Annotated in this window: 20 protein-coding genes; 5 read left to right on the top strand and 15 right to left on the bottom strand. The window is 65.9% G+C overall.

Annotated elements, in window-relative coordinates:
• The first annotated feature begins 93 nt into the window (after window positions 1–93).
• Window positions 94–297 (top strand): hypothetical protein, encoded by a 204-nt coding sequence (locus tag ACVOMC_RS13910; RefSeq protein WP_481524412.1) that lies wholly within the window; start codon window positions 94–96, stop codon window positions 295–297.
• Window positions 298–351: 54 nt separating this feature from the next.
• Window positions 352–786, top strand: coding sequence for a hypothetical protein (locus tag ACVOMC_RS13905; RefSeq protein WP_145974275.1), 435 nt, complete (start codon window positions 352–354; stop codon window positions 784–786).
• A gap of 15 nt (window positions 787–801) precedes the next feature.
• Here ACVOMC_RS13905 and ACVOMC_RS13900 read toward each other — a convergent pair whose 3' ends face one another.
• From ACVOMC_RS13900 to rpsB, 15 genes are all read right to left on the bottom strand, one after another.
• Window positions 802–1,425: a ribonuclease HII gene (locus tag ACVOMC_RS13900; protein WP_481524420.1), complete on the bottom strand. Its 624-nt coding sequence runs from the start codon at window positions 1,423–1,425 to the stop codon at window positions 802–804.
• Window positions 1,426–1,457: 32 nt separating this feature from the next.
• Window positions 1,458–2,663 carry a lipid-A-disaccharide synthase gene (gene lpxB / locus ACVOMC_RS13895; protein ID WP_481524411.1) on the bottom strand — a complete coding sequence of 402 codons (1,206 nt, stop codon included), beginning with the start codon at window positions 2,661–2,663 and terminating at the stop codon, window positions 1,458–1,460.
• The gene (gene lpxA, locus ACVOMC_RS13890) at window positions 2,660–3,451 is read right to left on the bottom strand and encodes an acyl-ACP--UDP-N-acetylglucosamine O-acyltransferase (protein ID WP_481524410.1); all 792 of its coding nucleotides are present in this window, start codon (window positions 3,449–3,451) and stop codon (window positions 2,660–2,662) included. The genes lpxB and lpxA overlap by 4 nt, the downstream gene beginning before the upstream one ends.
• A 16-nt stretch (window positions 3,452–3,467) precedes the next feature.
• A complete protein-coding gene (fabZ, locus tag ACVOMC_RS13885; RefSeq protein ID WP_054658737.1) occupies window positions 3,468–3,926 on the bottom strand; it encodes a 3-hydroxyacyl-ACP dehydratase FabZ in 459 nt (152 codons plus the stop codon).
• Window positions 3,923–4,939: a UDP-3-O-(3-hydroxymyristoyl)glucosamine N-acyltransferase gene (gene lpxD / locus ACVOMC_RS13880; protein ID WP_481524409.1), complete on the bottom strand. Its 1,017-nt coding sequence runs from the start codon at window positions 4,937–4,939 to the stop codon at window positions 3,923–3,925. The genes fabZ and lpxD overlap by 4 nt, the downstream gene beginning before the upstream one ends.
• Window positions 4,940–5,043: 104 nt before the next feature.
• Window positions 5,044–7,509, bottom strand: a complete 2,466-nt coding sequence (bamA, locus tag ACVOMC_RS13875; protein WP_481524408.1) for an outer membrane protein assembly factor BamA — start codon at window positions 7,507–7,509, stop codon at window positions 5,044–5,046.
• 71 nt (window positions 7,510–7,580) lie between these two features.
• Window positions 7,581–8,939: an RIP metalloprotease RseP gene (gene rseP / locus ACVOMC_RS13870; RefSeq protein WP_481524407.1), complete on the bottom strand. Its 1,359-nt coding sequence runs from the start codon at window positions 8,937–8,939 to the stop codon at window positions 7,581–7,583.
• 26 nt (window positions 8,940–8,965) lie between these two features.
• Window positions 8,966–10,162, bottom strand: a complete 1,197-nt coding sequence (locus ACVOMC_RS13865; RefSeq protein WP_481524406.1) for a 1-deoxy-D-xylulose-5-phosphate reductoisomerase — start codon at window positions 10,160–10,162, stop codon at window positions 8,966–8,968.
• A 1-nt stretch (window position 10,163) separates the two neighbouring features.
• Window positions 10,164–10,985 carry a phosphatidate cytidylyltransferase gene (locus ACVOMC_RS13860; protein ID WP_481524405.1) on the bottom strand — a complete coding sequence of 274 codons (822 nt, stop codon included), beginning with the start codon at window positions 10,983–10,985 and terminating at the stop codon, window positions 10,164–10,166.
• A complete protein-coding gene (gene uppS, locus ACVOMC_RS13855) occupies window positions 10,982–11,755 on the bottom strand; it encodes a polyprenyl diphosphate synthase (RefSeq protein ID WP_481524404.1) in 774 nt (257 codons plus the stop codon). The genes ACVOMC_RS13860 and uppS overlap by 4 nt, the downstream gene beginning before the upstream one ends.
• Window positions 11,756–11,758: 3 nt before the next feature.
• A complete protein-coding gene (gene frr, locus ACVOMC_RS13850) occupies window positions 11,759–12,316 on the bottom strand; it encodes a ribosome recycling factor (RefSeq protein WP_054657163.1) in 558 nt (185 codons plus the stop codon).
• A gap of 82 nt (window positions 12,317–12,398) precedes the next feature.
• Window positions 12,399–13,127 carry a UMP kinase gene (pyrH, locus tag ACVOMC_RS13845; RefSeq protein ID WP_057505795.1) on the bottom strand — a complete coding sequence of 243 codons (729 nt, stop codon included), beginning with the start codon at window positions 13,125–13,127 and terminating at the stop codon, window positions 12,399–12,401.
• Window positions 13,128–13,236: 109 nt separating this feature from the next.
• Window positions 13,237–14,742, bottom strand: coding sequence for an HDOD domain-containing protein (locus ACVOMC_RS13840; protein ID WP_481524403.1), 1,506 nt, complete (start codon window positions 14,740–14,742; stop codon window positions 13,237–13,239).
• Window positions 14,743–14,917: 175 nt separating this feature from the next.
• On the bottom strand, window positions 14,918–15,796 hold the full coding sequence (gene tsf, locus ACVOMC_RS13835; RefSeq protein WP_054657167.1) for a translation elongation factor Ts: 879 nt from the start codon (window positions 15,794–15,796) through the stop codon (window positions 14,918–14,920).
• A gap of 133 nt (window positions 15,797–15,929) precedes the next feature.
• Window positions 15,930–16,733, bottom strand: a complete 804-nt coding sequence (gene rpsB / locus ACVOMC_RS13830; RefSeq protein ID WP_054657169.1) for a 30S ribosomal protein S2 — start codon at window positions 16,731–16,733, stop codon at window positions 15,930–15,932.
• A 480-nt stretch (window positions 16,734–17,213) separates the two neighbouring features.
• Between rpsB and map the strand changes: the two genes are divergently transcribed.
• From map to dapD, 3 genes are read left to right on the top strand one after another with little or no spacing between them, the layout of a single operon-like run.
• Window positions 17,214–18,005, top strand: a complete 792-nt coding sequence (gene map, locus ACVOMC_RS13825; protein WP_481524402.1) for a type I methionyl aminopeptidase — start codon at window positions 17,214–17,216, stop codon at window positions 18,003–18,005.
• Window positions 18,002–20,641, top strand: coding sequence for a [protein-PII] uridylyltransferase (locus ACVOMC_RS13820; protein WP_481524401.1), 2,640 nt, complete (start codon window positions 18,002–18,004; stop codon window positions 20,639–20,641). Before map ends, ACVOMC_RS13820 begins: the two co-directional genes overlap by 4 nt.
• Window positions 20,641–21,681: a 2,3,4,5-tetrahydropyridine-2,6-dicarboxylate N-succinyltransferase gene (gene dapD / locus ACVOMC_RS13815; protein WP_481524400.1), complete on the top strand. Its 1,041-nt coding sequence runs from the start codon at window positions 20,641–20,643 to the stop codon at window positions 21,679–21,681. The genes ACVOMC_RS13820 and dapD overlap by 1 nt, the downstream gene beginning before the upstream one ends.
• Window positions 21,682–21,715: the final 34 nt, after the last annotated feature.

Here is a 21,715-nt window from a genome sequence, read left to right as displayed (position 1 = left end):
TTTGTCTCGGGGGGGGGGTCGTTGGGTTAGGGGGTGGCTTGTGTGTCTTGTTTTGGCGCATTTGGGGGGTTGGGGCCAGGGGGGCGGCTGCACGTGCTGGGGGCGCGCAAACTGGGCACCCAGCCGGCCGAGGTCGCGCTGTGGTGTGCGCAGACGCTGACCCTGCTCGATGATCGGCAAGGTGCCCGCAGTTGCGTCGCCAGCGCGCTGAAGGAGGGCGTTCCGCAACAGCGGATCGATGCACTGCTGTCGTTGCAGCGTTTCGCCGCGGCCGGCGGGGCCGCGCACCGGCAATAAGGGGGCTGCTTTTCCCCTGTCCGTGGCGGCGGACCCCATCCAGGAGTGGTCGTCATGCGTAGCAGAACGTGGGTGTACGGAGTGGTCATGGGCAGCGCCGCGGCCTGGGCCATGCAGCAGACATCGCCGGCGCAAACGCGCGAGCCGCCGCTGTGCACGGACCAGTTGCCGCCACGGGCGGTCAAGCTGGTCTATGTCGATGTGGCACCGGGCGTGGCCGGACCGGTCGTCACGCCGGAGCTGTGTGTGGTCCGCAGCGGCACCCAGGTGGTGTGGCGCAAATCGGCTGATGCGCAGGAGTCGTTCGAACTCACCTTCGCCGAAGCGCCAGGTGGTACCGCGGCGACGCAGTTCCTCTCCAGGCCCGTCGGCAACCGCCAGGAAGTGCTGATCACCGCCAAGCCGGTGACGAGCACCAGCGAGATCCCCTACGACGCGCGTATTGGCGTTTCCCGCATCGATCCGGGAATCAAGATCGTGCCGCGCTGAACGCTGCGGCCGGGTTCAGGCCGGCTGCAGGCAGGCGCGGACCGGGGCGAAACTGCGACGATGCTGCGGGCACGGGCCATGGGCCCGCAGTGCGGCCATGTGCGCGGGCGTGCCGTAGCCCTTGTGCTGCTCGAAGCCGTATTCGGGGAACTGCAGGTGCAGATCCCGCATGTAGCGGTCGCGGCTGACCTTGGCCAGGATCGAGGCGGCCATGATGCTGCGGTCGATGGCGTCGCCGCCGACCAGCGCCTCGGCCGGGCAGGGCAGGCCCTGGGGAATCTTGTTGCCGTCGATGCGCGCGAACTGGGCGACATGTGCCACGCCTTCCACCGCCTGGCGCATGCCCTGCATGGTGGCCTGGAAGATGTTCAGGCTGTCGATCTCGGCCACGTCGACCATGATGACGGCGTGGGCCAGGGCGCGTTCGATGATGCGATCAAACAGCTGCTCGCGGCGCAGCGCGGTCAGCGCCTTGGAATCATCCAGACCGTTGATGCGTGGCAGATCCGGATCGAACACCACCGCTGCCACGGCCACCGGTCCGGCCAGCGGACCGCGCCCGGCTTCATCCACCCCGGCGATCAGGCGCGGGGCCGGATGTGCGCCCACGGCGGCATCGTCGAACAGCGACAGTGACATCTCTGCGGCGCGGATGCGGGTGCGGCGGGCGGTCATGGCTGGGCGGCGGCCGGCTTCTGCAACAGGCCCACAACCGCATCGGCCGCGCGGGCCGAGGCGTCCTGGCGCAGTTCCTGGTGTAGGCGCAGGTAGTCGTCCTGCAGACCGCTCACGCCCTGCGGATGCTCGAACCACTGCGTCACCGCGGCAGCGAGCTTGTCCGGGGTGCAGTCGTGCTGCATCAGTTCCGGCGCCAGATCCTTGCCGGCCAGCACATTCGGCAGCGCATAACGGTTGACCTTGAGCAGCCCCAGTGCGCTGACGATGCGGTAGGTGAGCTCCGCCACGCGGTAGCCGACCACCATTGGCCGCTTGACCAGCATGGTTTCCAGCGTTGCGGTGCCCGACGCCAGCATCACCACATCGGCGGCGGTCATCGCCTCGCGGGCGCGACCATCAAGCAGATGCACACGCGCGCTGGGAAGGGCGGCGGCACGGATCTGCTCGACCAGCAGCGCCTTGCAGTGGGCGTTGGCGGCCGGCACCACGATGTGCAGGTCGCGCCTCTTCTCGCACAGCTGCCAGGCGGCCTCGAAGAACGGCGGACCGAGGCGACTGACTTCACCCAGCCGGCTGCCCGGCAGCACCGCCAGCACCGGCACCTGCGCGGGAATGGCCAGCGCCGCGCGGGCCTGCTCGCGGTCGCTTTCCAGCGGAATCTCGTCGGCCATGGGGTGGCCGACGAAGCGCGCGTCGATGCCATGGCGCGCGTAGATCGGTGGTTCCATCGGAAACAGGCACAACACCAGGTCGGCGCTGGCGCCGATCTTCTCGGCGCGTTTCTCACGCCAGGCCCAGACCGAGGGGCTGACGTAATGCACGGTAGGAATACCGCGCTGCTTGAGCCACTTTTCCACGCCCAGATTGAAATCCGGCGCATCAATGCCGATGAAGACATCCGGTTGCCAGTCGAGCACGCGCTGGCGGAACTGCCTGCGCAGCTTCAGCAGCCGCGGCAGATGGCGCAGGATCTCGGCCAGCCCCATCAGCGCCAGCTCACTGGCGTCAAACCAGGTCTGACAGCCGGCTTTGCGCATCGCATCGCCGCCGATGCCGGCAAATTCGGCATCGGGATAGCGCTGGCGCAGTTGATCGATCAAACCCGCACCGAGTCCGTCGCCGGACGCTTCACCGGCGACGAGCGCGATGCGAAGCGCGCGTCCGGCGGTGTCCGGCAAGCGATCCAGGCGTCCGGTCATCGCAGCAGCGGACGGTCGGTGTGTTCGATGAAGTCCAGCAGGTCCTTCACGTCGGCATTGTCACGGGCCTGCTCGGCCAGCTGCTGCTTGGCTTCGGCCAGCGGCAACCCCGCCACGTACAGGGTGCGGTAGGCACGCTTGATCGCGGCGATCCGCTCGGCATCGAAGCCGCGGCGCTTGAGGCCTTCGCTGTTGATGCCGCGGGGACGGCCGTGGGTGTCGGTGCCGACCATGGTGAATGGTGGTACGTCGCCGCCCACCAGGGCGCCCATGCCGAGAAACGCGTGATCGCCGATGCGGCAGAACTGGTGCGCGCCGGCGAAGCCGCTGATGATCACCCAGTTGCCGACGGTGACATGCCCGGCCAGCGTGGTGTTGTTGGAGAACACGCAGTGGTTGCCGACATGGCAGTCGTGGGCGACGTGCACATAGGCCAGCAGCCAGTTGTCGTTGCCGACGGTGGTGATGCCACCGCCGCCGCCGGTTCCGCGGTTGATGGTGACGAACTCGCGGATCACGTTGCGGTCACCGATCACCAGTTCGGTGCGTTCGCCGCCGAACTTCTTGTCCTGTGGCTCGCCGCCGATGGCGGCATGGCCGATGAAGTGGTTGTCGCGGCCGATCCGGGTCGGACCGTGGATGCTGCAATGCGGGCCCACCACCGTGCCGGCGCCGATTTCAACCTCGGCCCCGATCAGGGTGAAAGCGCCCACGCGGACATCGGCGGCAAGCACCGCCGCCGGGTCGATGACTGCGGTCGGGTGGATCAGCGGGGCGCTGTTGTTCATACGTCGGCTCCGGGAATCAGTCGCGGGTGCCGGCGCACAGCACTTCGGCATGGGCGACGACTTCGCCGTCCACCTTGGCTTCGCCGTAGTACACGGCCATGTTGCGGATCACCCGCTTGACCTGCACGTGCAGCTCCAGCACATCGCCCGGCACCACCTGCTTCATGAAGCGCACGTTGTCCACCTTGACCAGGTAGAACAGCTTGGACTGCGCATCACGGCCGAGGCTGAGCTGGGTCAGCACGCCGCCGGCCTGGGCCAGCGCCTCGATGATCAGCACGCCCGGCATGATCGGCTGGGTCGGGAAATGCCCCTGGAAGAACGGCTCGTTGATGGTGACGTTCTTGTGCGCGACGATGCGCTTGCCTTCGATATCGAGCTCGACGACTTTGTCGACCAGCAGGAATGGATAGCGGTGCGGGATCAACGTCTGGATCGTGGTGACGTCGATGGGCAGCTGCGGACTTGCGTTCATTCCTTCTCCTTGCTCACAGCCAGGATGCGCCTTGCCAGCGCATCGAGCTGCTTGAAGCGCGCGGCGTTTTTGCGCCACGTGCGGTTGTCGGTCAATGGGGTGCCGGATGAGTATTCACCCGGTTCGGTAATGGAGTTGCGCACCACCGATCGGCCGGTGATGGTGACGTGGTCGCAGATTTCCAGATGTCCGACCACGCCGACCGAGCCGCCCAGCAGGCAGTAGCGGCCGATCTTGGCGCTGCCGGCGATACCGGTGGAGCCGGCGATGGCGCTGTGCGCACCGATCTGCACGTTGTGGGCGATCTGCACCAGGTTGTCCACGCGCACGTCCTCGTCGAGCACGGTGTCTTCCAGCGCGCCACGGTCGATGCAGGTGTTGGCGCCGATCTCGCAGTCGTCGCCGATGCGCACGCCGCCCAGCTGCGGCACCTTGATCCAGTGGCCGCCGTCCATCGCCAGGCCGAAGCCTTCGGCACCGAGCACGGCACCCGGGTGGATACGCACGCGCTTGCCCAGCTTGACCCGGGCTACCAGGCTGACGCGGGCCAGCAGTTCGCAACCGGCCTCGAGCTGGCAGTCGTCACCGATCACGCTGCCGGGGCCGATGATGCAGCTTTCACCGATCACGCTGCGCGCGCCAATGTATACGTGCGGACCGATATGGGCGCTGGCCGCCACCTGGGCGCTGGGATCGATGACTGCACTGGGGTGGATGCCGGGCTCGCGCAGCGGCACGGTCTCGAACAACGCGCCGATCTTGGCGAAGGCGGTGTACGGATCTTTGGCGATCAGGGTGGTGCCGGGCGCGGCTGCGGCATCGTCGGCACGGAGCACGACGATCGAAGCCTGGCTGTCAGCCAGCTGCGGCCGGTAGCGCGGATTGGCCAGAAAGGTGAGCTGGCCGGCGCCGGCATGGGCGAGGGTGGCGACGCCGTGGATGCTGGCGGTCGCATCGCCCTGCACCTGCAGAGCAAAGCGTTCGGCAAGTTCCTGTGCGGTATAGGTAGGCATATTCACTGCGGCAGTTTAGCGCCAGAGGGGCCAGCGGTCATGACAAGGCCCGGTTGCCCGGGCCTTGTCTGATGCAGGTGGTGCATGGAATGGTCAGGCGGAAATCAGAACTGGCCACCGAAGGTGAACTGCAAACGCTCGATTTCGTCGCCTTCTTCCTTCTTCAGCGGGAACGCGTAGCTGATCGAGATCGGGCCGACCGGAGCGCGCCACAGCAGGGCGACACCGGCCGAGGCACGCAGCTCGTTGGCCTTGAAGTTGCTGGTGCCGGCATAGACGTTGCCCACGTCCAGGAACGCGGAAACGCGCGCCGACGGGCTGTCGAACAGCTTCGGGAAATAGGCTTCGATCGAGCCGACCGTCTTCACCGAGCCACCCAGCGGCTGGCCGTTGTAGTAGCCGCCAATGGGTTCCGAGCGCGGGCCCAGGGTGTTGTCCTCGAAGCCACGCACCGAGTTGGTGCCGCCCGCGTAGAAGTTCTCGAAGAACGGCAGGCCGGATGCCTTGATCTGGCGGTAGTTGGCGGTGGGGTTGGTGGCGCAGTCCACCACCTGCGAATAGCCCGGGGTACCCGGCACGGCCGGCGTGTCGCCATTGGCGGGGGTGCCGGGGACCGCCGGGATATCGTTCCAGCAGATGTCGCGGACCTTGTCGCTGCCGTAGGAATCGCCGTAGCCCAGCTCCAGACGCGTATTGATGACCAGCGACGGCATGATCGGCCAGTACTTGGAGAACTGGTAGCTGAGCTTGTAGTACTCCACGGTCGAGCCCGGCAGCGTGGCCTCCAGGCCCAGACGCTGGTAGGTGCCGCGGGTCGGCATGAAATAGTCGTTGCGGGTATCACGGGCCCAGCCCAGCTCGCTGCGCCAGGAGTGGAAGGTGCGCGTGCCGACCGCATCGATGTAGTCGATGATCACCTGCGGGGTGTAGCCCTGGTAGGTGGTGATCTGGTTGCTGTCGATGCCGAACATCAGCGAGAACGCGTCGTTCTCGGTGATCGGCACGCCGAACACCACCTGCGCGGCACCGTTGGTGCTGTTGTACTGGGCGGTGTTGAAGTCCGAATAGTCCAGCTCGCGCCAGGACAGGTTGTAGCCCAGCGAGACGCCGTCATCGGTGAAGTACGGGTTGGTGTAGGAGAAGCCGTAGCGCTGCAGGTAGCTGCTGCGCGAGGCGTCGACCGACACACGGTTGCCGCCGCCCAGGAAGTTGTTCTGCGACAGCTGGATCGAGGTGGTCATGCCATAGGACTGCGAATAGCCCAGGCCGAATACGAAGCTGCCGGAAGTGGTTTCCTTGACGTTGTAGACCACGTCCACCTGGTCGTTGCTGCCGGTGACCGGGCTGGATTCGACATCGACCGACTCGAAGTAGCCCAGACGCTGCAGACGGATCTTGGAGCGGTCGATTGCCGCCTGCGAGTACCAGCTGTTCTCGAACTGGCGCATTTCGCGGCGCAACACTTCATCGGCGGTACGCGAATTGCCCTTGAACACGATACGGCGCACGGCCACGCGCGGGCCCGGCACCACCTGCATGTTCACCGCGACGGTGCGGTCGGCACGGTTGCTGGTCGGGATCGGGTTCACCTTGGCGAAGGCGTAACCGATGTTGGACAGGCTGTTGGTGATTGCATCAGCGCTGATTTCCAGCAGGGCGCGCGAGAACGTGTCGCCGCTCTTCTGGATCACCATGCGTTCCACATCTTCCTGCGGAAGAATGGTGTCGCCGGTGACCTTGATTTCGGAAATCTTGTACTGCTCACCCTCGGTCACGCCGGCGGTGATGAACATGTCGCGCTTGTCGGGGCTGATCGAGACCTGGGTGGAATCGATGCTGAAATCGACATAGCCGCGGTCCAGATACCAGGAGTTGAGCTTCTCCAAGTCGCCGGACAGTTTTTCCTTGGAGTACTGGTCATCGCGGCGGTACCACGAGGCCCAGTTGTGCTCCTTCGATTCCCAGGTGTCGAGGATGTCCTCGGCGGGGAACTTCTCGGTGCCCACCAGGTTCACGTGCTGGATCTTGGCCGCCTTGCCTTCCTTGACGGCGATGGCGACATCGACGCGGTTGCGGTCCAGCGGGCTCACCGTCGGGGTGATCTCGACGTTGTATTTGCCACGGTCGTTGTACTGGCGGCGCAATTCCTGCGTCACCCGGTCCAGGCTCAAACGGTCAAAGGTGCCGCCTTCGCTCAGGCCGATGTCGCTCAGACCCTTGAGCAGCTGCTCGCTCTTGATGTCCTTGTTGCCGGTGACGGTCAACTTGTTGATCGCCGGGCGCTCCTTGACCGTGACCACCAGGATGTCGCCCTGGCGGTCCAGCTGCACATCCTCGAAGAAGCCGGTCTTGTACAGCGCGCGGATGGTGTCGCCGACCTTGGCGTCATCGACCGTGTCGCCACGCTCGATGGGCAGATAGGTGAATACCGTACCGGAGGAGATGCGCTGCAGGCCGTCCACGCGGATATCGCTGGCGGTGAAGGGCTCGGCCGCCAGCGCAAGCGCGGGCAGGGCCAGACCGGCAGCAAGGGCGAGGGCAAGCAGGCGGCGATTGGGAAGTCGCGTCATGTCACGTCCGGTTGGAGTCGATTTCAATGTTGCGTGGGTGCCGGCGTAAGACGACGACAGCAGGGAAAAGTTCATCGCGGGACCAGGCTGAGAATGTCGTTGTAGAACGCCAGACCCATCAGCCCGGCCAGCAGCGCCAGACCGATGTACTGGCCGGCGGCGATGGCGCGCTCGCTCAGCGGGCTGCCCTTGACCAACTCGATAAGGTAATACAGCAGGTGGCCGCCGTCCAAGATCGGGATTGGCAGCAGGTTGATGATGCACAGGCTCAGCGACAGCAGGGCCAGGAAATACAGGAACCAGTCCACGCCGCGCTCGGCCGAGGCATTGGCCACGCGGGCGATGGTGATCGGCCCGGAAATGTTCTTGACCGAGGCATGGCCGGTCAGCATCCGCCGCATCATCCCCAGCGAATCACTGGCGAGCTTGCCGGTTTCGCGCAGGGCCGCCGGGATTGCCGCCAACACGCCGTACTGCTGGCGGGCGTCGTAGGCGGGGGCCTGGCCGGTGACAAAGCCCACACCGATCAGCCAGCGCGGCTTGCCGTCCTGGCCCTGGCCCGCGATCGGCGTCAGCTCCAGGGCGAGGCGCTCGCCCGCGCGCTCGATGTCGAGCATGCCGGCGCCGCCGCGCTCGCCCAGTTGTTGCACCAGCGGGGCAACCTGGTCGGCGCTCTCCACCCGCTGGCCGTCGATGGCCAGGATCAGGTCGCCGGGTTGCAGCACGCCACTGGCAGCCGAATCGGCGACGATCGACTCCACCAGGGCCGGTTGCAGCCAGAATTGCCAGATGAAGCCTGCCTGCACCGGGACGTTGCGCTCATCGAAATCCGCCGGCAGCTGCGACAGCGGCAGTACCCGGGTGCGCTCGTTGTCCAGGGCATCGCGGACCCTGGTGCGGGCATCCTGGCGGTCCATCGCGGCGGTGGTGAAGGCCATGCTGGCTTCGGCCCAGGTGTCCACCGCGCGGCCATCCACTTCAACGATACGGTCGCCGGCGGTAAAGCCGGCCTGCTGGGCCATCCCGGTGCTGCGGCCGATGGTGGCCGAGTAGTCCTGCTTGCCGATCACGAACATCGCCCACAGCAGGGCGATGCACAGCAGCAGGTTGGCGGCCGGACCGGCAGCGACGATGGCGATGCGCTGCCACACACTCTTGTTGTTGAAGGCGACCGCGCGCTCGCCGGCAGGCACTTCGGCTTCGCGCTCGTCCAGCATCTTCACGTAGCCGCCCAGCGGGATGGCGGCGATGGCGAACTCGGTACCGTTGCGGTTGCGGCGGCTCCACAGCGGTTTGCCGAAGCCCACCGAGAAGCGCAGCACCTTCACCCCACAGCGGCGGGCTACCCAGTAATGACCGAACTCGTGGAACGTGACCAGCAGGCCCAGGCTGACGATCATCCACCACACGGAGCCGAGAAAATCACCCATGGGCAGAACTCGATTGGAAGGTGGGTTCAGACATGCGGCAGGCGGGCGATGGCGGCTTCGGTGATCTGGCGGGATTGCGCGTCCGCGGCCAGCAGGGCGTCCAGTGTATCGGCCGCCACGTATGGCAGGGTGGAGAGGGCGTGCTCCACCAGCGCGGGAATCGACAGGAAGCCTATACGGCCCTGAAGAAAGGCTGAAACCGCCACCTCGTTGGCCGCGTTCAGGATGGCCGGGGCGCTGCCGCCGGCATCCATGGCCTGCCAGGCCAGGCGCAGGCAGGGGAAGGCGTCCAGATCCGGTGCCTCGAAATCGAGCCGGCCCTGGCTGAGCAGGTCCAGCCCGGCGACGCCCGATTCGATGCGCTGCGGCCAACCCAGACCGACCGCCAGGGTGGTGCGCATATCCGGCAGTCCGAGCTGGGCAAGGGTGGAGCCGTCGATGAATTCCACCAGTGAATGCACCAGGCTTTGCGGGTGCACCAGCACATCGATGCGCGCGCCCGGGATGTTGAACAGGTGGTGCGCCTCGATAACTTCCAGGCCTTTGTTCATCAACGTCGCCGAATCGACCGAGATCTTCGGCCCCATCGACCACTTGGGATGGGCCACGGCCTGGGCCGGGGTGACGCCTTCCAGTTCGGCACGGCTGCGGCCACGGAACGGGCCACCGGAGGCGGTGAGGATGATCCGGCGCACACCGGCTTCCAGGCGTGCATCGCATGAGCGCAGGCACTGGAAGATCGCGTTGTGTTCGCTGTCGATCGGGATGATCTCGGCCCCGGCAGCGGCGGCTTCGCGGGTCAGCAGCTCGCCGGCCAGCACCAGCGACTCCTTGTTGGCCAGCAGCAGGCGCTTGCCGGCCCGGGCGGCGGCCAGGGTCGAGGACAGGCCGGCGGCGCCGACAATCGCCGCGACCACGGTGTCGCAGGTGTTGCCGGCCGCCAGTGCATCAATGGCGTCGTCGCCGGCGTGGGCCTCGGTGGTTAGGCCGGCGGCAGCCAGTCCGTCGCGCAGCCGCGCGTACAACGCCGGATCGGCGATGGCGGCGTGATCGGGGCGGTGCGTACGGCACAGCGCGATCAGGGCGTCGACATTGCTGCCGGCGGCCAGCACGCTGGCGCGTAGCTGCCTTGGATGCCGGGCGATGACGTCCAGCGCGGAGCTGCCGATCGAGCCGGTGGCGCCGAGGATCGCGATCTGGCGCGGAAAAGAGGTCGGGGACATATCAGAAACCGAAGATTTCCTTGCCCAGCGCGAACACCGGCAAGGCAGCGAGGACGCCATCGATGCGGTCCAGCACGCCGCCGTGGCCGGGGATCACGTTGCCCGAGTCCTTGGCGCCGGCATGACGCTTTAGCAGGCTTTCGAACAGATCACCCAGCACCGATGCCAGTACGGCGATGGCGGCGACGAGCATCAGTCCGCCCAGCTGCGAAGCCTGCACGCCGGCGATCCAGCCGAATACGCCGGCCACCAGCAGGCCTGCCAGCAGGCCGCCGAGCAGACCCTCGATGGTCTTGTTCGGGCTGATGCGTGGGGCGAGCTTGTGCTTGCCGAACGTGCGGCCGGCGAAATAGGCGCCGGAATCGGCGGCCCAGACGGTTGCCAGTGCGGTCAGCAGCCAGCGGTTGCCATTGGGCTCGCTGGCATGGATCAGCACCAGTGCAGTCCAGGCCGGAATGATGGCCAGCGTCGCGGCGGCCAGCTTGAGGGTGCGCGAGCCGCTTTCCTCATGCGCGCCGAAGTTGAAAAACCGCAGCCACAGCAGTGCCAGCAGCCAGAAGCCGACGCCGACCAGCGTGGCCAGCTGGAACAGGACCGTGCTGCCGGCCGAGGCCCACACCAGCAGCACCATCAGCAGCAGGTTCAGCACCAGCAGGACCGTGCGCGGCAGGCCGTCGACATGGGTGAGCTTGAGCCATTCCCACAGCCCGGTCAGAAACACCAGTGCCGCGGCAGCTGCCAGCCATTGGGTGGGAAGCAGCAGGATCGCGCAGATGGCCACCGGGGCCATGATCAGCGCGGCGATGACTCGGGTCTTGGTCATGGGATTGCGGTCTCCATTGCCGCGGCGGTGATCTGCGCGCTGGTCAGGCCAAAGCGCCGTTCACGGCGGCAATAGTCGTCCATCGCCTGCTGGAGTACGTCAGCATCGAAGTCCGGCCACAGCACGTCGGTAAACCACAGTTCGGTATAGGCCAGCTGCCAGAGCAGGAAATTGCTGATGCGGGTGTCGCCGCCCGTGCGGATGAACAGATCCGGCGGCGGCAGGTCGGCCAGTGCGACATGCCGCGAAAGCGCCTGCTCGTCGATCTGGTCCAGGGTGAGGGTGCCGGCGACAACCTGTTCGGCCAGTGCGCGTGCGGCGTGGGCGATATCCTGGCGTCCGCCATAGCTGGCGGCGATGGTCAGGGTCATCGCGGTGTTGTCGAGCGTGCGCTGTTCCGAACGCGCCATGCGTTCGAGGATGCCCTTGCCAAAGCGGGTCCGGTCCCCGATGAAGCGCACGCGGACACCGCGACGATGGAGTTCATCCACCTCGCGATCCAGTGCACCGAGGAACAGCTTCATCAGGGCATCGACCTCTTCCTTCGGCCGGCCCCAGTTCTCGCTGGAAAACGCGAACAGGGTCAGGGCGCCGATGCCGTTCTCAAGGCAGAAGTCGATGGTGCGGTTAACCGCGCGGGCGCCGGCGCGGTGACCGATCATGCGCGGTCGCCGGCGTTGCTGCGCCCAGCGCCCATTGCCATCCATGATGATGGCAATGTGCCCGGGCAGACGCGCTGCGGGTGTGCCGCTGGGCAGGACGGATGGCACGGGTCAGACCGCCATCAGTTCCTGTTCTTTGAGTTTGACCACCTCGTCGATGTCCTTGATCGCCTTGTCGGTCAGCTTCTGGATGTCTTCCTGTGCACGACGGTCGTCATCTTCGGTGATGGTCTTGTCCTTGAGCAGCTTGGCCACTTCCTGGTTGGCATCGCGGCGGATGTTGCGGATGGCGACCTTGGTCTCCTCGCCTTCCTTGCCCACCGATTTGGCCAGCTCCCGGCGGCGCTCTTCGGTGAGCGGCGGCAGGTTCAGGCGGATCACCGTGCCCATGGTGGTGGGGGTGATGCCGATGTCGGAGGCGTAGATGGCTTTCTCCACGTCCTTGATCATGTTCTTGTCGAACAGGGTGATCACCAGCGAACGGCCTTCGGACACACTGATGCTGGCCACCTGGTTCAGTGGCGTATCGGTGCCGTAGGCTTTGACCTTGATGCCTTCAAGCAGGGCCGGTGATGCGCGGCCGGTGCGGATGGTGGTGAGGGTGTGGCGCAGAGCATCGATGCTCTTGGCCATGCGCGCCTGCGCATCTTGCTTGATTTCGTTGATCATCGCCGAATCCTTGATGTTTCTTGAACCGGTCGATTATAGGCGAAACCCCGCACCCACCGGACCGGAACCGGTTGTGAGAAGGTCAGTGGGCGTCGCGGCCGTGGACCAGTGTGCCGATGTTCTCGCCGTGCAGGATCTTCAACAGTTCGCCCGGCTGGCTCATGTCGAACACCCGCATCGGCAGGTCGCTGTCGCGGGCCAGTGCGAACGCCGCCGTGTCCATCACTTCCAGGCCCTGGCTGATCACGCGGTCGTAGGTCAGGCTGTCGTAGCGCACGGCATCGGCGTGCTTGTTCGGGTCCTTGTCGTAGACGCCATCGACCTTGGTGGCTTTGAGCAGCAGGTCGGCACCGATCTCGATCGCGCGCAGTGCAGCGCCGGAGTCGGTGGTGAAGAACGGGTTGCCGGTGCCGGCGGCGAAGATCACCAGGCGGCCCTTTTCCAGGTGGCGGATCGCGCGGCGGCGGATGTAGTCCTCGCACACGTCGTTGATCTTGATCGCACTCATCACGCGCGCCTTGCCGCCGGCCTTTTCCAGCGCGTCCTGCATGGCCAGGGCGTTGATCACGGTGGCCAGCATGCCCATGTGATCGCCGGTGACGCGGTCCATGCCGCCAGCGGCAAGGCCGGCGCCGCGGAAGATGTTGCCGCCGCCGACCACCAGTGCGATCTCCGCGCCGGCCTGCTGGGCCTCGATCACCTCATGTGCCAGGCGATTGATGACCTTGGGGTCGATGCCGTAGTCCTCATCTCCCATCAGCGCCTCCCCGGAAAGTTTCAGAAGGATGCGGTGGTAGGCGAGCTTGGACATGGCGGTCTCACAGGGCTGGAAAACGCGTGAATTCTAACGGAAGCGGCGGTTCCAAGTCAGAGATGTTGTTGCAATGCGGCGTAAATTCCGGAGATGGCCCCCTGCCGGTTCAGCAGGCGGTGGGGGAGGGCGCCGGTGCCCGCGCGTTGACGCGGTTGCGGCCTTGGGTCTTGGAGCGGTACAGCACGTCGTCGGCGGCCTTGAGCAGCTCCTGCACATCGACGAACCGTTCGTAGTCGCCATGGGCGGCCACGCCGGCGGAGAAGGTGACATGCACGGGAGCACCTTCGACCTCGATCATCGGGATGTGCGCGATGTTGAGCAGCACCCGGCGGATCACTTCCACGGCCAGCTGCTCGCTGGTGCCGGGGAAGATGACCACAAACTCCTCGCCGCCGAAGCGGGCGATCGTGTCGCTGCTGCGCAGTTGTGCCTGCAGTTGTCCGGCAAACACCTGCAGGACCTGGTCGCCAATCAAATGGCCGTGCAGGTCATTGATTTTCTTGAAGTCATCCAGGTCGATGAAGGCGATGGAGAGGGGGCGGTCGAGCTGTGCGGCGCGGGCGAACTCCTGTTCCAGTACGGTTTCAAGCTGGCGCCGGTTCAGGACCCCGGTCAGCGCATCCAGGTGGACCTGTTCGCCCAGACGGCGTGCCTGCGCTTCGAAGTCGTCGGCGCGTCGGCGTGCGGAGGAGGCGTCCTGCAGCTCGCGCAGGTTGCGCAGTTCCTTCAGTTCGCTGGCATGTTCCAGCAGCTGGGTCACGCGGGCGGAAGTCGGGGGCGGGGTGTCGAACAGGGCGCTCAGGTCCGGCAGCATCTGGCTGACCTGCTGTAGTACCTGCTCGAAGCGCGGGCTGTCCATCTGCAGCTCGGCATACACCCGCTGCAGGGCATAGGTGCGCGCGGCATCGGCGTCATCACTCAGCCAGATCTCGGCGACGCATCCGGAAAGGGCGACGCAGCGTTCGAAAAGGTCGGTTGCGATGGCGGGCGGCTCGCTGTGGGCGATGGCCTCGACCAGGTAGCGTGGCAGGTGCCATTGCTCGCACAGCTGCGCGCCGATATCGGCGTGACTGCAGTCCAGTACCGCGCGCTCGCGGGCAAGTAGTTCGTCGTTGCTGCTGGCCGTGCCGAGCAGGTTGGGGTAGCTGTCGGGACGGGCCTGCAGCAGGGCAAGGATGCCGACGTCCTGCAGCAGGCCGGCCAGCATCAGTTCTTCGATCCGGCGCACGCCACAGCCCAGTCCGAGGAAGCGGGCGGCCAGGGCGCTGAGGATGCTGCGCCGCCAGGTTGCCTCCAGCAGTTGCGGTTCGCGGCTTTCCTCGCGCAATGCGCGGGACAGTGAAAAGCCCAGTGCAAGCTGCAAGGTGGCATTGAGTCCGAGCATGGTCAGTGCTTGGCCCAGATTCTCGATCCGGCGCCGGCTGGCATACAGCGGCGAGTTGGCGATGCGCATCATGCGCGCGCTCAGGGCAACGTCCAGGGCGATGACGTCTGCCGCCGTGGCGATATCGGTTTCCGGATCCTGCGCCAGCTCGATGATGCGCAGGGCAATGGCCGGCGGCGAGGGCAGGTTTCGGCAAAGAGATAGCGTGGTGGTCAGCTCGGGTGACATGTCATGAGGGCGGTCAGCAGATGCCCAAGAATACATGCGCCTCGCCAAGAAAGCAGATACATCACATTTTTGCCCGGTATTGCATGGATTTGCGGGCGTGGCGGCCGTTCGGGCCGGACAAAAAAGAAGCCGCGGAGGACCGCGGCTTCTTCTGGACATCAGGTGCGGGCCGGAATCAGACCTGCATCGCCTTGGCGACTTCGGCGGCGTAGTCTTCCACCACCTTCTCGATGCCTTCGCCGACCACCAGGCGCTGGAAGCCGATCACTTCGGCGCCAGCGGCCTTGAGCACCTGCTCGACGGACTGGTTGGTGTCCAGCACGTACGGCTGGCCGTACAGGGTCACTTCGTTGACGATCTTGTTGATCTTGCCGGAGATGATCTTTTCCAGGATGTCGGCCGGCTTGGCCTTTTCCTTGTCGGACATCTTGGCCAGCTCGATTTCCTTTTCCTTGGCAACGAACTCGGCCGGCACATCGCTAGCCTTGTTGTGCGGCGGATTCATGGCGGCCACGTGCATGGCCAGGCCACGGGCCAGCTCGTCGTTGCCGCCGGCCAGTTCGATCAGCACGCCGATGCGGCCGCCGTGGATGTAGGCGGCAACGGTGTTGCTGGTGTCGATGCGGGCCAGGCGACGGATCTGCATGTTCTCGCCGAGCTTGGCGATGGCGGCAGCGCGGGCTTCCTCGACGGTTTCGCCGGTGGCCATTTTGGCCGACTTCAGGGCTTCGGCGTCAGCAGCACCCGAGGTCAGGGCAGCCTGGGCAACGGCGTCGATGAAGGCGATGAAGTTGGCGTCCTTGGCGACGAAGTCGGTCTCGGAGTTGACTTCCACCAGCACGGCCTTGTTGCCGTCCTGTGCCGCCGCGATGCGGCCTTCGGCGGTGACGCGGTCAGCCTTCTTGTCGGCCTTGGCCAGGCCCGACTTGCGCAGCCATTCGGCGGCGGCGTCAATGTTGCCGTCGTTCTCGGTCAGAGCCTTCTTGCACTCCATCATGCCGGCGCCAGTGCGCTCGCGCAGTTCCTTGACCAGGGAGGCGGTGATTTCAGCCATGGGATTACCTCACGAATAGAAAGGGGAAGGCCGGCAATGATTGCCGGCCGTTGTTACGCGACCCTGTCAGTGCCGGGCGCAGCGGGTGCGCCGGTACAGGGAGGTGGGCGCGGCGGGCGCGCCCACGTGGGGATCAGGCCGAAGCCTCGTCGCCCTTGGTGGTCTTCTTGGCCGGAGCGCGGCGGGCCGGCTTGGCTTCTTCGGCAGCGGCGGCTTCGGCGAACTCTTCCTCGCGCACCGAGGCGGAGTTCGGAGCGGCGGCCTTGCCTTCCAGCACGGCGTCAGCGGCGGCGCGGGCGTACAGCTGCACGGCGCGGATGGCGTCGTCGTTGCCCGGGATGGCGTAATCGACCAGTTCCGGGTTGTAGTTGGTGTCAACCACGGCGATCACCGGGATGCCGAGCTTCTTGGCTTCCTTGATGGCGATGTCTTCGTGGCCGATGTCGATGACGAAGATGGCGTCGGGCAGACGGTTCATGTCCTTGATGCCGCCCAGCGAGGCTTCCAGCTTGTCGCGCTCGCGACGCAGGCCCAGCACTTCGTGCTTGACCAGCTTGTCGAAGGTGCCGTCGGTTTCGCCGGCTTCCAGTTCCTTCAGGCGGGCAACCGACTTCTTCACCGTGGCGAAGTTGGTCAGGGTGCCACCCAGCCAGCGCTGGTTCATGAACGGCATGCCGCAACGCTCGGCTTCTTCCTTGATCGAGTCGCGGGCGCTGCGCTTGGTGCCCAGGAACAGGATGGTGCCGCGCTTCTGGGCAACGGACGAGATGAAGTTCATCGCATCGTTGAACAGCGGAACGGTCTTTTCCAGGTTGATGATGTGGATCTTGCCGCGGGCGCCGAAGATGTACGGAGCCATCTTGGGGTTCCAGTAGCGGGTCTGGTGGCCGAAGTGGACGCCGGCTTCCAGCATCTGACGCATGGTGACCTGGGGCATTGCAAAACTCCTGGTAGGGAACCTGCCGCCAAGGAAAAGTGAGAAGGCGGCGCGCACTGCGCAATAGGTTCCGGGGTTGGGCTTCCCTGGCGCCTCCGTGGCCGAACCCTGACAGATCAGGGCACCCCGGCACGGATGGGGGCGACAGGTGTGGATTCACCGAATGGCGCTCGGTGTGGGCGTACTTTGCAGGCACCGGGCCTGACGCAGCTGCGGGAGTATAAGGGGCATGGCGGGCTTCCCGCAAATGACCGGGTCCGTGCCCGTGCGGTGCGCCGGGGGTTTGGGGCATTGCTGCACCGGCTGCGGTGCGGGGATGCTTTCCCCCCGTTCAGGGCGCCGGTATCGCCGTCGCGCGCCGGATTGCTGGCACGGCGGGGGTCGCGGTCAGTGTGCGACGGGGCAGCGTACCGCTGGTCCAGGCGCCGTTGCAGAAGTCAGGAATTCAGCGTTTGGCGTCAAATGGGCGATAATCGGCGGATGGCAATCCAACTGAAAACCCCCGAAGAAATCGAGAAGATGCGCATCGCCGGCCGTTTGGCGGCCGAGGTGCTGGACATCATCGGCCCCCACGTCAAGCCCGGTGTCACCACAGAGGAGCTGGACCGCATCTGCCACGAGCACATCGTGAACGTGCAGGGTGCGATTCCGGCCAATGTGGGTTACCGCGGGTTTCCCAAGACCGTGTGCACCTCGGTCAACAACGTCATCTGCCATGGCATTCCGAGCGAGGCCAAGGTCCTGAAGGACGGGGACATCATCAATATCGACGTGACCGTCATCAAGGATGGCTGGCACGGCGATACCAGCCGCATGTACTACGTCGGCACGCCGTCGGTGATGGCCAGGCGCCTGGTGGAAACCACCCGCGAAGCGATGTGGCGCGGTATCCGTGCGGTCAAGCCGGGCGCGACGCTGGGCGACGTGGGCCACGCGATCCAGGAATACGCCGAATCCGAGCGTTTCTCGGTGGTGCGCGAGTACTGCGGCCATGGCATCGGGCAGGTCTACCACGACGAGCCTCAGGTGCTGCATTACGGCCGGCCGGGCCAGGGGGTCGTGCTCAAGCCGGGCATGACCTTCACCATCGAGCCGATGATCAATGAAGGCGCGCGCCACACCAAGGTGCTGCCGGATGGCTGGACGGTGGTCACCAAGGACCGCAAGTTGTCGGCGCAGTGGGAACACACCATCGCGGTGACCGAGGACGGTGTCGAGGTGCTGACCTTGTCGCCGGCCGAGTCCGAACAAGCGCCAACCACGCAGGCATGAGCCAGCTGCCGACGGGCCCGAGTCTGGACGCGTCGGCAGAGACTGCCGGTGATGTGCAGTGGGCTGCCGATGCCCGGCAGTCGCTTGTCCACACCGATGCGCGTCTGTGCAAACGCTTCGAGCAGGCCGACAACGTCGAACGCCTGCTCGCGTTGCGCGCCCGCGCGGTTGACCAGCTGATCCGCGAGGCCTGGCTGCGCTGTGTTCCCGCCGGTGCCGGGCTGGCGCTGTTCGCGGTCGGCGGCTATGGCCGCGGCGAGCTGTTCCCGCGCTCGGATATCGATCTGCTGGTGCTGGGGGAAACCGCCGCGCAGCACGCCCACGAGGCCGATCTTGCCCGGCTGTTCGCCTTGCTGTGGGATGCCGGGCTGCCGGTCAGCCATGCGGTGCGCTCGGCTGCGCAGTGCGTGCAGGCCGCCGCTGACCAGACCGTCCTGACTGCGCTGATCGAGGCGCGGCCGCTGTGTGCCGACAGCGCGGCGCAACAGGCGCTGGCGCGGGCGATTTCGCCCAGCCTGATCTGGCCGGCACGGGAGTTCTTTCTTGCCAAGCGCGAGGAGCTGCTGCTGCGGCATCGCCGCTTTGGCGACACCGCCGACAACCTGGAGCCCGATCTCAAGGACGGCCCGGGCGGCCTGCGCGATCTCAATACGCTGGGCTGGATGGCGCTGCGCACGTTCGGTGTCAGCAATATCGATGCGCTGGTCGGGCTGGGGCATCTCGGTCTGGACGAGGCGGCCGCGCTCAAACGCGAGCGGCTGGTGCTGGCGCGGCTCCGGTTCGGCCTGCATCTGGTGGCGCAGCGTCCGGAAGAGCGCCTGCGCTTTGATTATCAGAAGACCCTGGCCGAGCGGATGGGCTATGCCGACGACGCGGAAAGCCTGGGGGTCGAGAAGATGATGCAGGGCTTCTACCGCAGCGCGGCGGTGGTACGCCGCATCAGCGACCGCCTGCTGCAGCGCTTCGAGGAGCAGTTCGATGGCGAGGCTGCGCCCGAGCCGGTCGGCGACGGCTTCTCGTTGCGCCGCGGTTATCTGTCGGCGGACGATCCGTTGTGGCCGCATGGCGATATCCGCTCCCTCTTCGCGCTGTTCGCCTGCTGGGCGCGTATCCCGGAAGTGCGGGGTCTGCATTCGATGACGGCGCGTGGGCTGGCCGAGATGCTGGATGAGATTCCGCCCTATACCCGGGTGGAGGCGGATGTCAGGGAGCGGTTCATGGCCCTGCTGCGTGGGCCGCGCGCGGTCGACACGCTTGCCAGGATGGCCCGGCTGGGTGTGCTCGGACAATGGATTCCCGCCTTTGCGCAGGTGTCCGGGCGCATGCAGTTTGACCTGTTCCACGTCTACACCGTCGATCAGCACACCTTGATGGTGCTGCGGAATATCGGTCTGTTCGCTTCGGCGCGGGCCGACGAGCGCTTTTCCATCGCCCATGAGGTGTGGCCGCGTCTGCGCAAGCCCGAGCTGCTGCTGCTGGCCGGCCTGTTCCATGACATCGCCAAGGGTCGTGGCGGTGACCATTCCGAACTGGGCGCGGCCGACGCCCGCCAGTTCTGCAGCGCGCACGGGCTGAGCAGCTCCGATACCGAACTGGTGGCCTGGCTGGTCGAACAGCACCTGCGCATGTCGGTGACAGCACAGAAACAGGACATCACCGACCCGGACGTGATCCATCGATTTGCCACTCTGGTGGGGACGCGCGACCGCCTGGATTACCTGTACCTGCTGACCTGCGCCGACATCGCCGGCACCAGCCCCAAGCTCTGGAACGCGTGGAAGGACCGGTTGCTGGCTGACCTGTACTTCGCCGCGCGCCGCGCACTGCTCGAAGGCCTCGAGCATCCGTTGCCCGAGGCCGAGCGGGTGCAGGAAGCGCGTGACAGCGTGCGTCAGCAGATGCGGCTGCTGGGGCACCCGGATACGCTGATCGACCGCCAGTTCGCGGCGATGCCCGATGAGAGTTTCGTGCGCTTCCGGCCCGAACAGCTGGTGTGGCAGGCGGCGTCGCTGATTGAAATCCGCAAGGGCGGCACGCTGGTGAAGGTGCGCCGGATCATGCCGGAAAGCGACGCGCTGGAAGTATTCGTGCATTCGCCCGATCGCGATGGTCTGTTTGCGGCGATCGTGATGACCCTGGACCGTGCCGGCTACGGTATCCACCGGGCGCGTGTGCTGGACGGCCCGGACAGCACCATTTTCGATACGTTTGAAGTGATTCCGGTCGGCAGCTTCGCCGATGGGGATACCGTGCGTCTGGAGGCGGCACTGCGCAAGGCGCTGGCCGGCAATATCCAGATCCTGCGGCCGTCACGGCGGGTGATGCCGCGACAGCTCAGACATTTCCGCTTCGCGCCGCGGATCGAGTTCCTGGAGTCGCGCGACCACAACCGCACCGTGCTGAATCTGGTGGCGCCGGATCGTCCGGGTCTGCTGGCCGATGTGGCGCATGTGCTGCGCGACCAGTGCCTGCGTGTCCAGGACGCGCGTATCGCCACTTTCGGTGAGCGCGCCGAGGACCAGTTCCAGCTCACCGATCGGCATGATCAACCTCTTACCGAATCTTCCAGACAGTCATTGCGGGATGCGTTGATGGCCTGTCTGGAGCCCGACAGAACGCCAGGAGACCCCCACTGATGGCTACCAGGAAACCCGCCGCCAAGAAGGCAGCATCCAAGCCCGCCGCCGCGGCCAGGACCGTGTCTGCCAAGCCGGCAGTCAAGAAGGCCGCGGCAAAGAAGGCGGTCAAGAAAGCCGCCGTGGCGGTGAAGAAAGTGATGCCGGCCAAACCCAAGGCGATCGAGTCGATGGGGCCGCGCAGCCTGCGCAAGCCGCCTGTACCGGGCGTGGCGGAAATGAAGTTCAGCATCGAGAGCGCTTTCGAGCGCCGCACCATGCTGACCGTCGATGAGATCGAAGGATCGACCCGTCCACTGGTCAACCGGGTGATCGACGGTCTGGAGTCGGGCGAGTTCCGCGTCGCCGAGCCCGATGGCCACGGTGGCTGGAAGGTCAACGAGTGGCTGAAGAAAGCGGTGCTGCTGTATTTCCGCGTCAATGAGATGGAAGTGATCGACGGCAGCCCGGCGCCGTTCTGGGACAAGGTGGAGTCGCGTTTCGAGGGCTATGGCGAGGCGGAGTTCCGCCAGGCCGGCGTACGTGTGGTGCCCGGCGCGATCGCCCGTCGCGGCACGTACTTCGGCAAGGACGTGGTGCTGATGCCGAGCTTCACCAACATCGGTGCGCACGTGGGCGAGGGCACCATGGTCGATACCTGGGCCACGGTGGGGTCGTGCGCGCAGATCGGCAAGCACTGCCACCTGTCCGGCGGTGCCGGCATCGGCGGCGTGCTGGAGCCGCTGCAGGCCAGCCCGACCATCATCGAGGACCACTGCTTCATCGGTGCACGTTCGGAAGTGGTGGAAGGCGTGGTGGTTGGCCATCACAGCGTGATCGGCATGGGCGTGTTCCTGAGCCAGAGCACCCGCATCTACAATCGTGCCACCGGTGAGATCAGCTACGGTTACGTCCCGCCCTACAGTGTGGTCGTGTCCGGCTCGTTGCCGAGCAAGGATGGCACCCATTCGCTGTATTGCGCGGTGATCGTCAAACAGGTCGATGCCAGGACCCGCAGCAAGACCAGCGTCAACGACCTGCTGCGCGGTCTGGCGGACTGAGACACTGCCGCCGTAGTGCCCGTACGTGGCGACG

This window comes from Stenotrophomonas sp. STEN014 (assembly GCF_056760315.1).
This window is presented reverse-complemented; position numbering and strand designations above follow the sequence as displayed.

What these genes read in the sequence shown, in the direction of transcription:
- ACVOMC_RS13905 (WP_145974275.1), top strand. Translation starts at nt 352, where the DNA reads ATGCGTAGCAGAACGTGGGTGTACGGAGTGGTCATGGGCAGCGCCGCG.
- ACVOMC_RS13900 (WP_481524420.1), bottom strand. Translation starts at nt 1,425, where the DNA reads ATGTCACTGTCGCTGTTCGACGATGCCGCCGTGGGCGCACATCCGGCC.
- lpxB (WP_481524411.1), bottom strand. Translation starts at nt 2,663, where the DNA reads ATGACCGGACGCCTGGATCGCTTGCCGGACACCGCCGGACGCGCGCTT.
- lpxA (WP_481524410.1), bottom strand. Translation starts at nt 3,451, where the DNA reads ATGAACAACAGCGCCCCGCTGATCCACCCGACCGCAGTCATCGACCCG.
- fabZ (WP_054658737.1), bottom strand. Translation starts at nt 3,926, where the DNA reads ATGAACGCAAGTCCGCAGCTGCCCATCGACGTCACCACGATCCAGACG.
- lpxD (WP_481524409.1), bottom strand. Translation starts at nt 4,939, where the DNA reads ATGCCTACCTATACCGCACAGGAACTTGCCGAACGCTTTGCTCTGCAG.
- bamA (WP_481524408.1), bottom strand. Translation starts at nt 7,509, where the DNA reads ATGACGCGACTTCCCAATCGCCGCCTGCTTGCCCTCGCCCTTGCTGCC.
- rseP (WP_481524407.1), bottom strand. Translation starts at nt 8,939, where the DNA reads ATGGGTGATTTTCTCGGCTCCGTGTGGTGGATGATCGTCAGCCTGGGC.
- ACVOMC_RS13865 (WP_481524406.1), bottom strand. Translation starts at nt 10,162, where the DNA reads ATGTCCCCGACCTCTTTTCCGCGCCAGATCGCGATCCTCGGCGCCACC.
- ACVOMC_RS13860 (WP_481524405.1), bottom strand. Translation starts at nt 10,985, where the DNA reads ATGACCAAGACCCGAGTCATCGCCGCGCTGATCATGGCCCCGGTGGCC.
- frr (WP_054657163.1), bottom strand. Translation starts at nt 12,316, where the DNA reads ATGATCAACGAAATCAAGCAAGATGCGCAGGCGCGCATGGCCAAGAGC.
- pyrH (WP_057505795.1), bottom strand. Translation starts at nt 13,127, where the DNA reads ATGTCCAAGCTCGCCTACCACCGCATCCTTCTGAAACTTTCCGGGGAG.
- ACVOMC_RS13840 (WP_481524403.1), bottom strand. Translation starts at nt 14,742, where the DNA reads ATGTCACCCGAGCTGACCACCACGCTATCTCTTTGCCGAAACCTGCCC.
- tsf (WP_054657167.1), bottom strand. Translation starts at nt 15,796, where the DNA reads ATGGCTGAAATCACCGCCTCCCTGGTCAAGGAACTGCGCGAGCGCACT.
- rpsB (WP_054657169.1), bottom strand. Translation starts at nt 16,733, where the DNA reads ATGCCCCAGGTCACCATGCGTCAGATGCTGGAAGCCGGCGTCCACTTC.
- map (WP_481524402.1), top strand. Translation starts at nt 17,214, where the DNA reads ATGGCAATCCAACTGAAAACCCCCGAAGAAATCGAGAAGATGCGCATC.
- ACVOMC_RS13820 (WP_481524401.1), top strand. Translation starts at nt 18,002, where the DNA reads ATGAGCCAGCTGCCGACGGGCCCGAGTCTGGACGCGTCGGCAGAGACT.
- dapD (WP_481524400.1), top strand. Translation starts at nt 20,641, where the DNA reads ATGGCTACCAGGAAACCCGCCGCCAAGAAGGCAGCATCCAAGCCCGCC.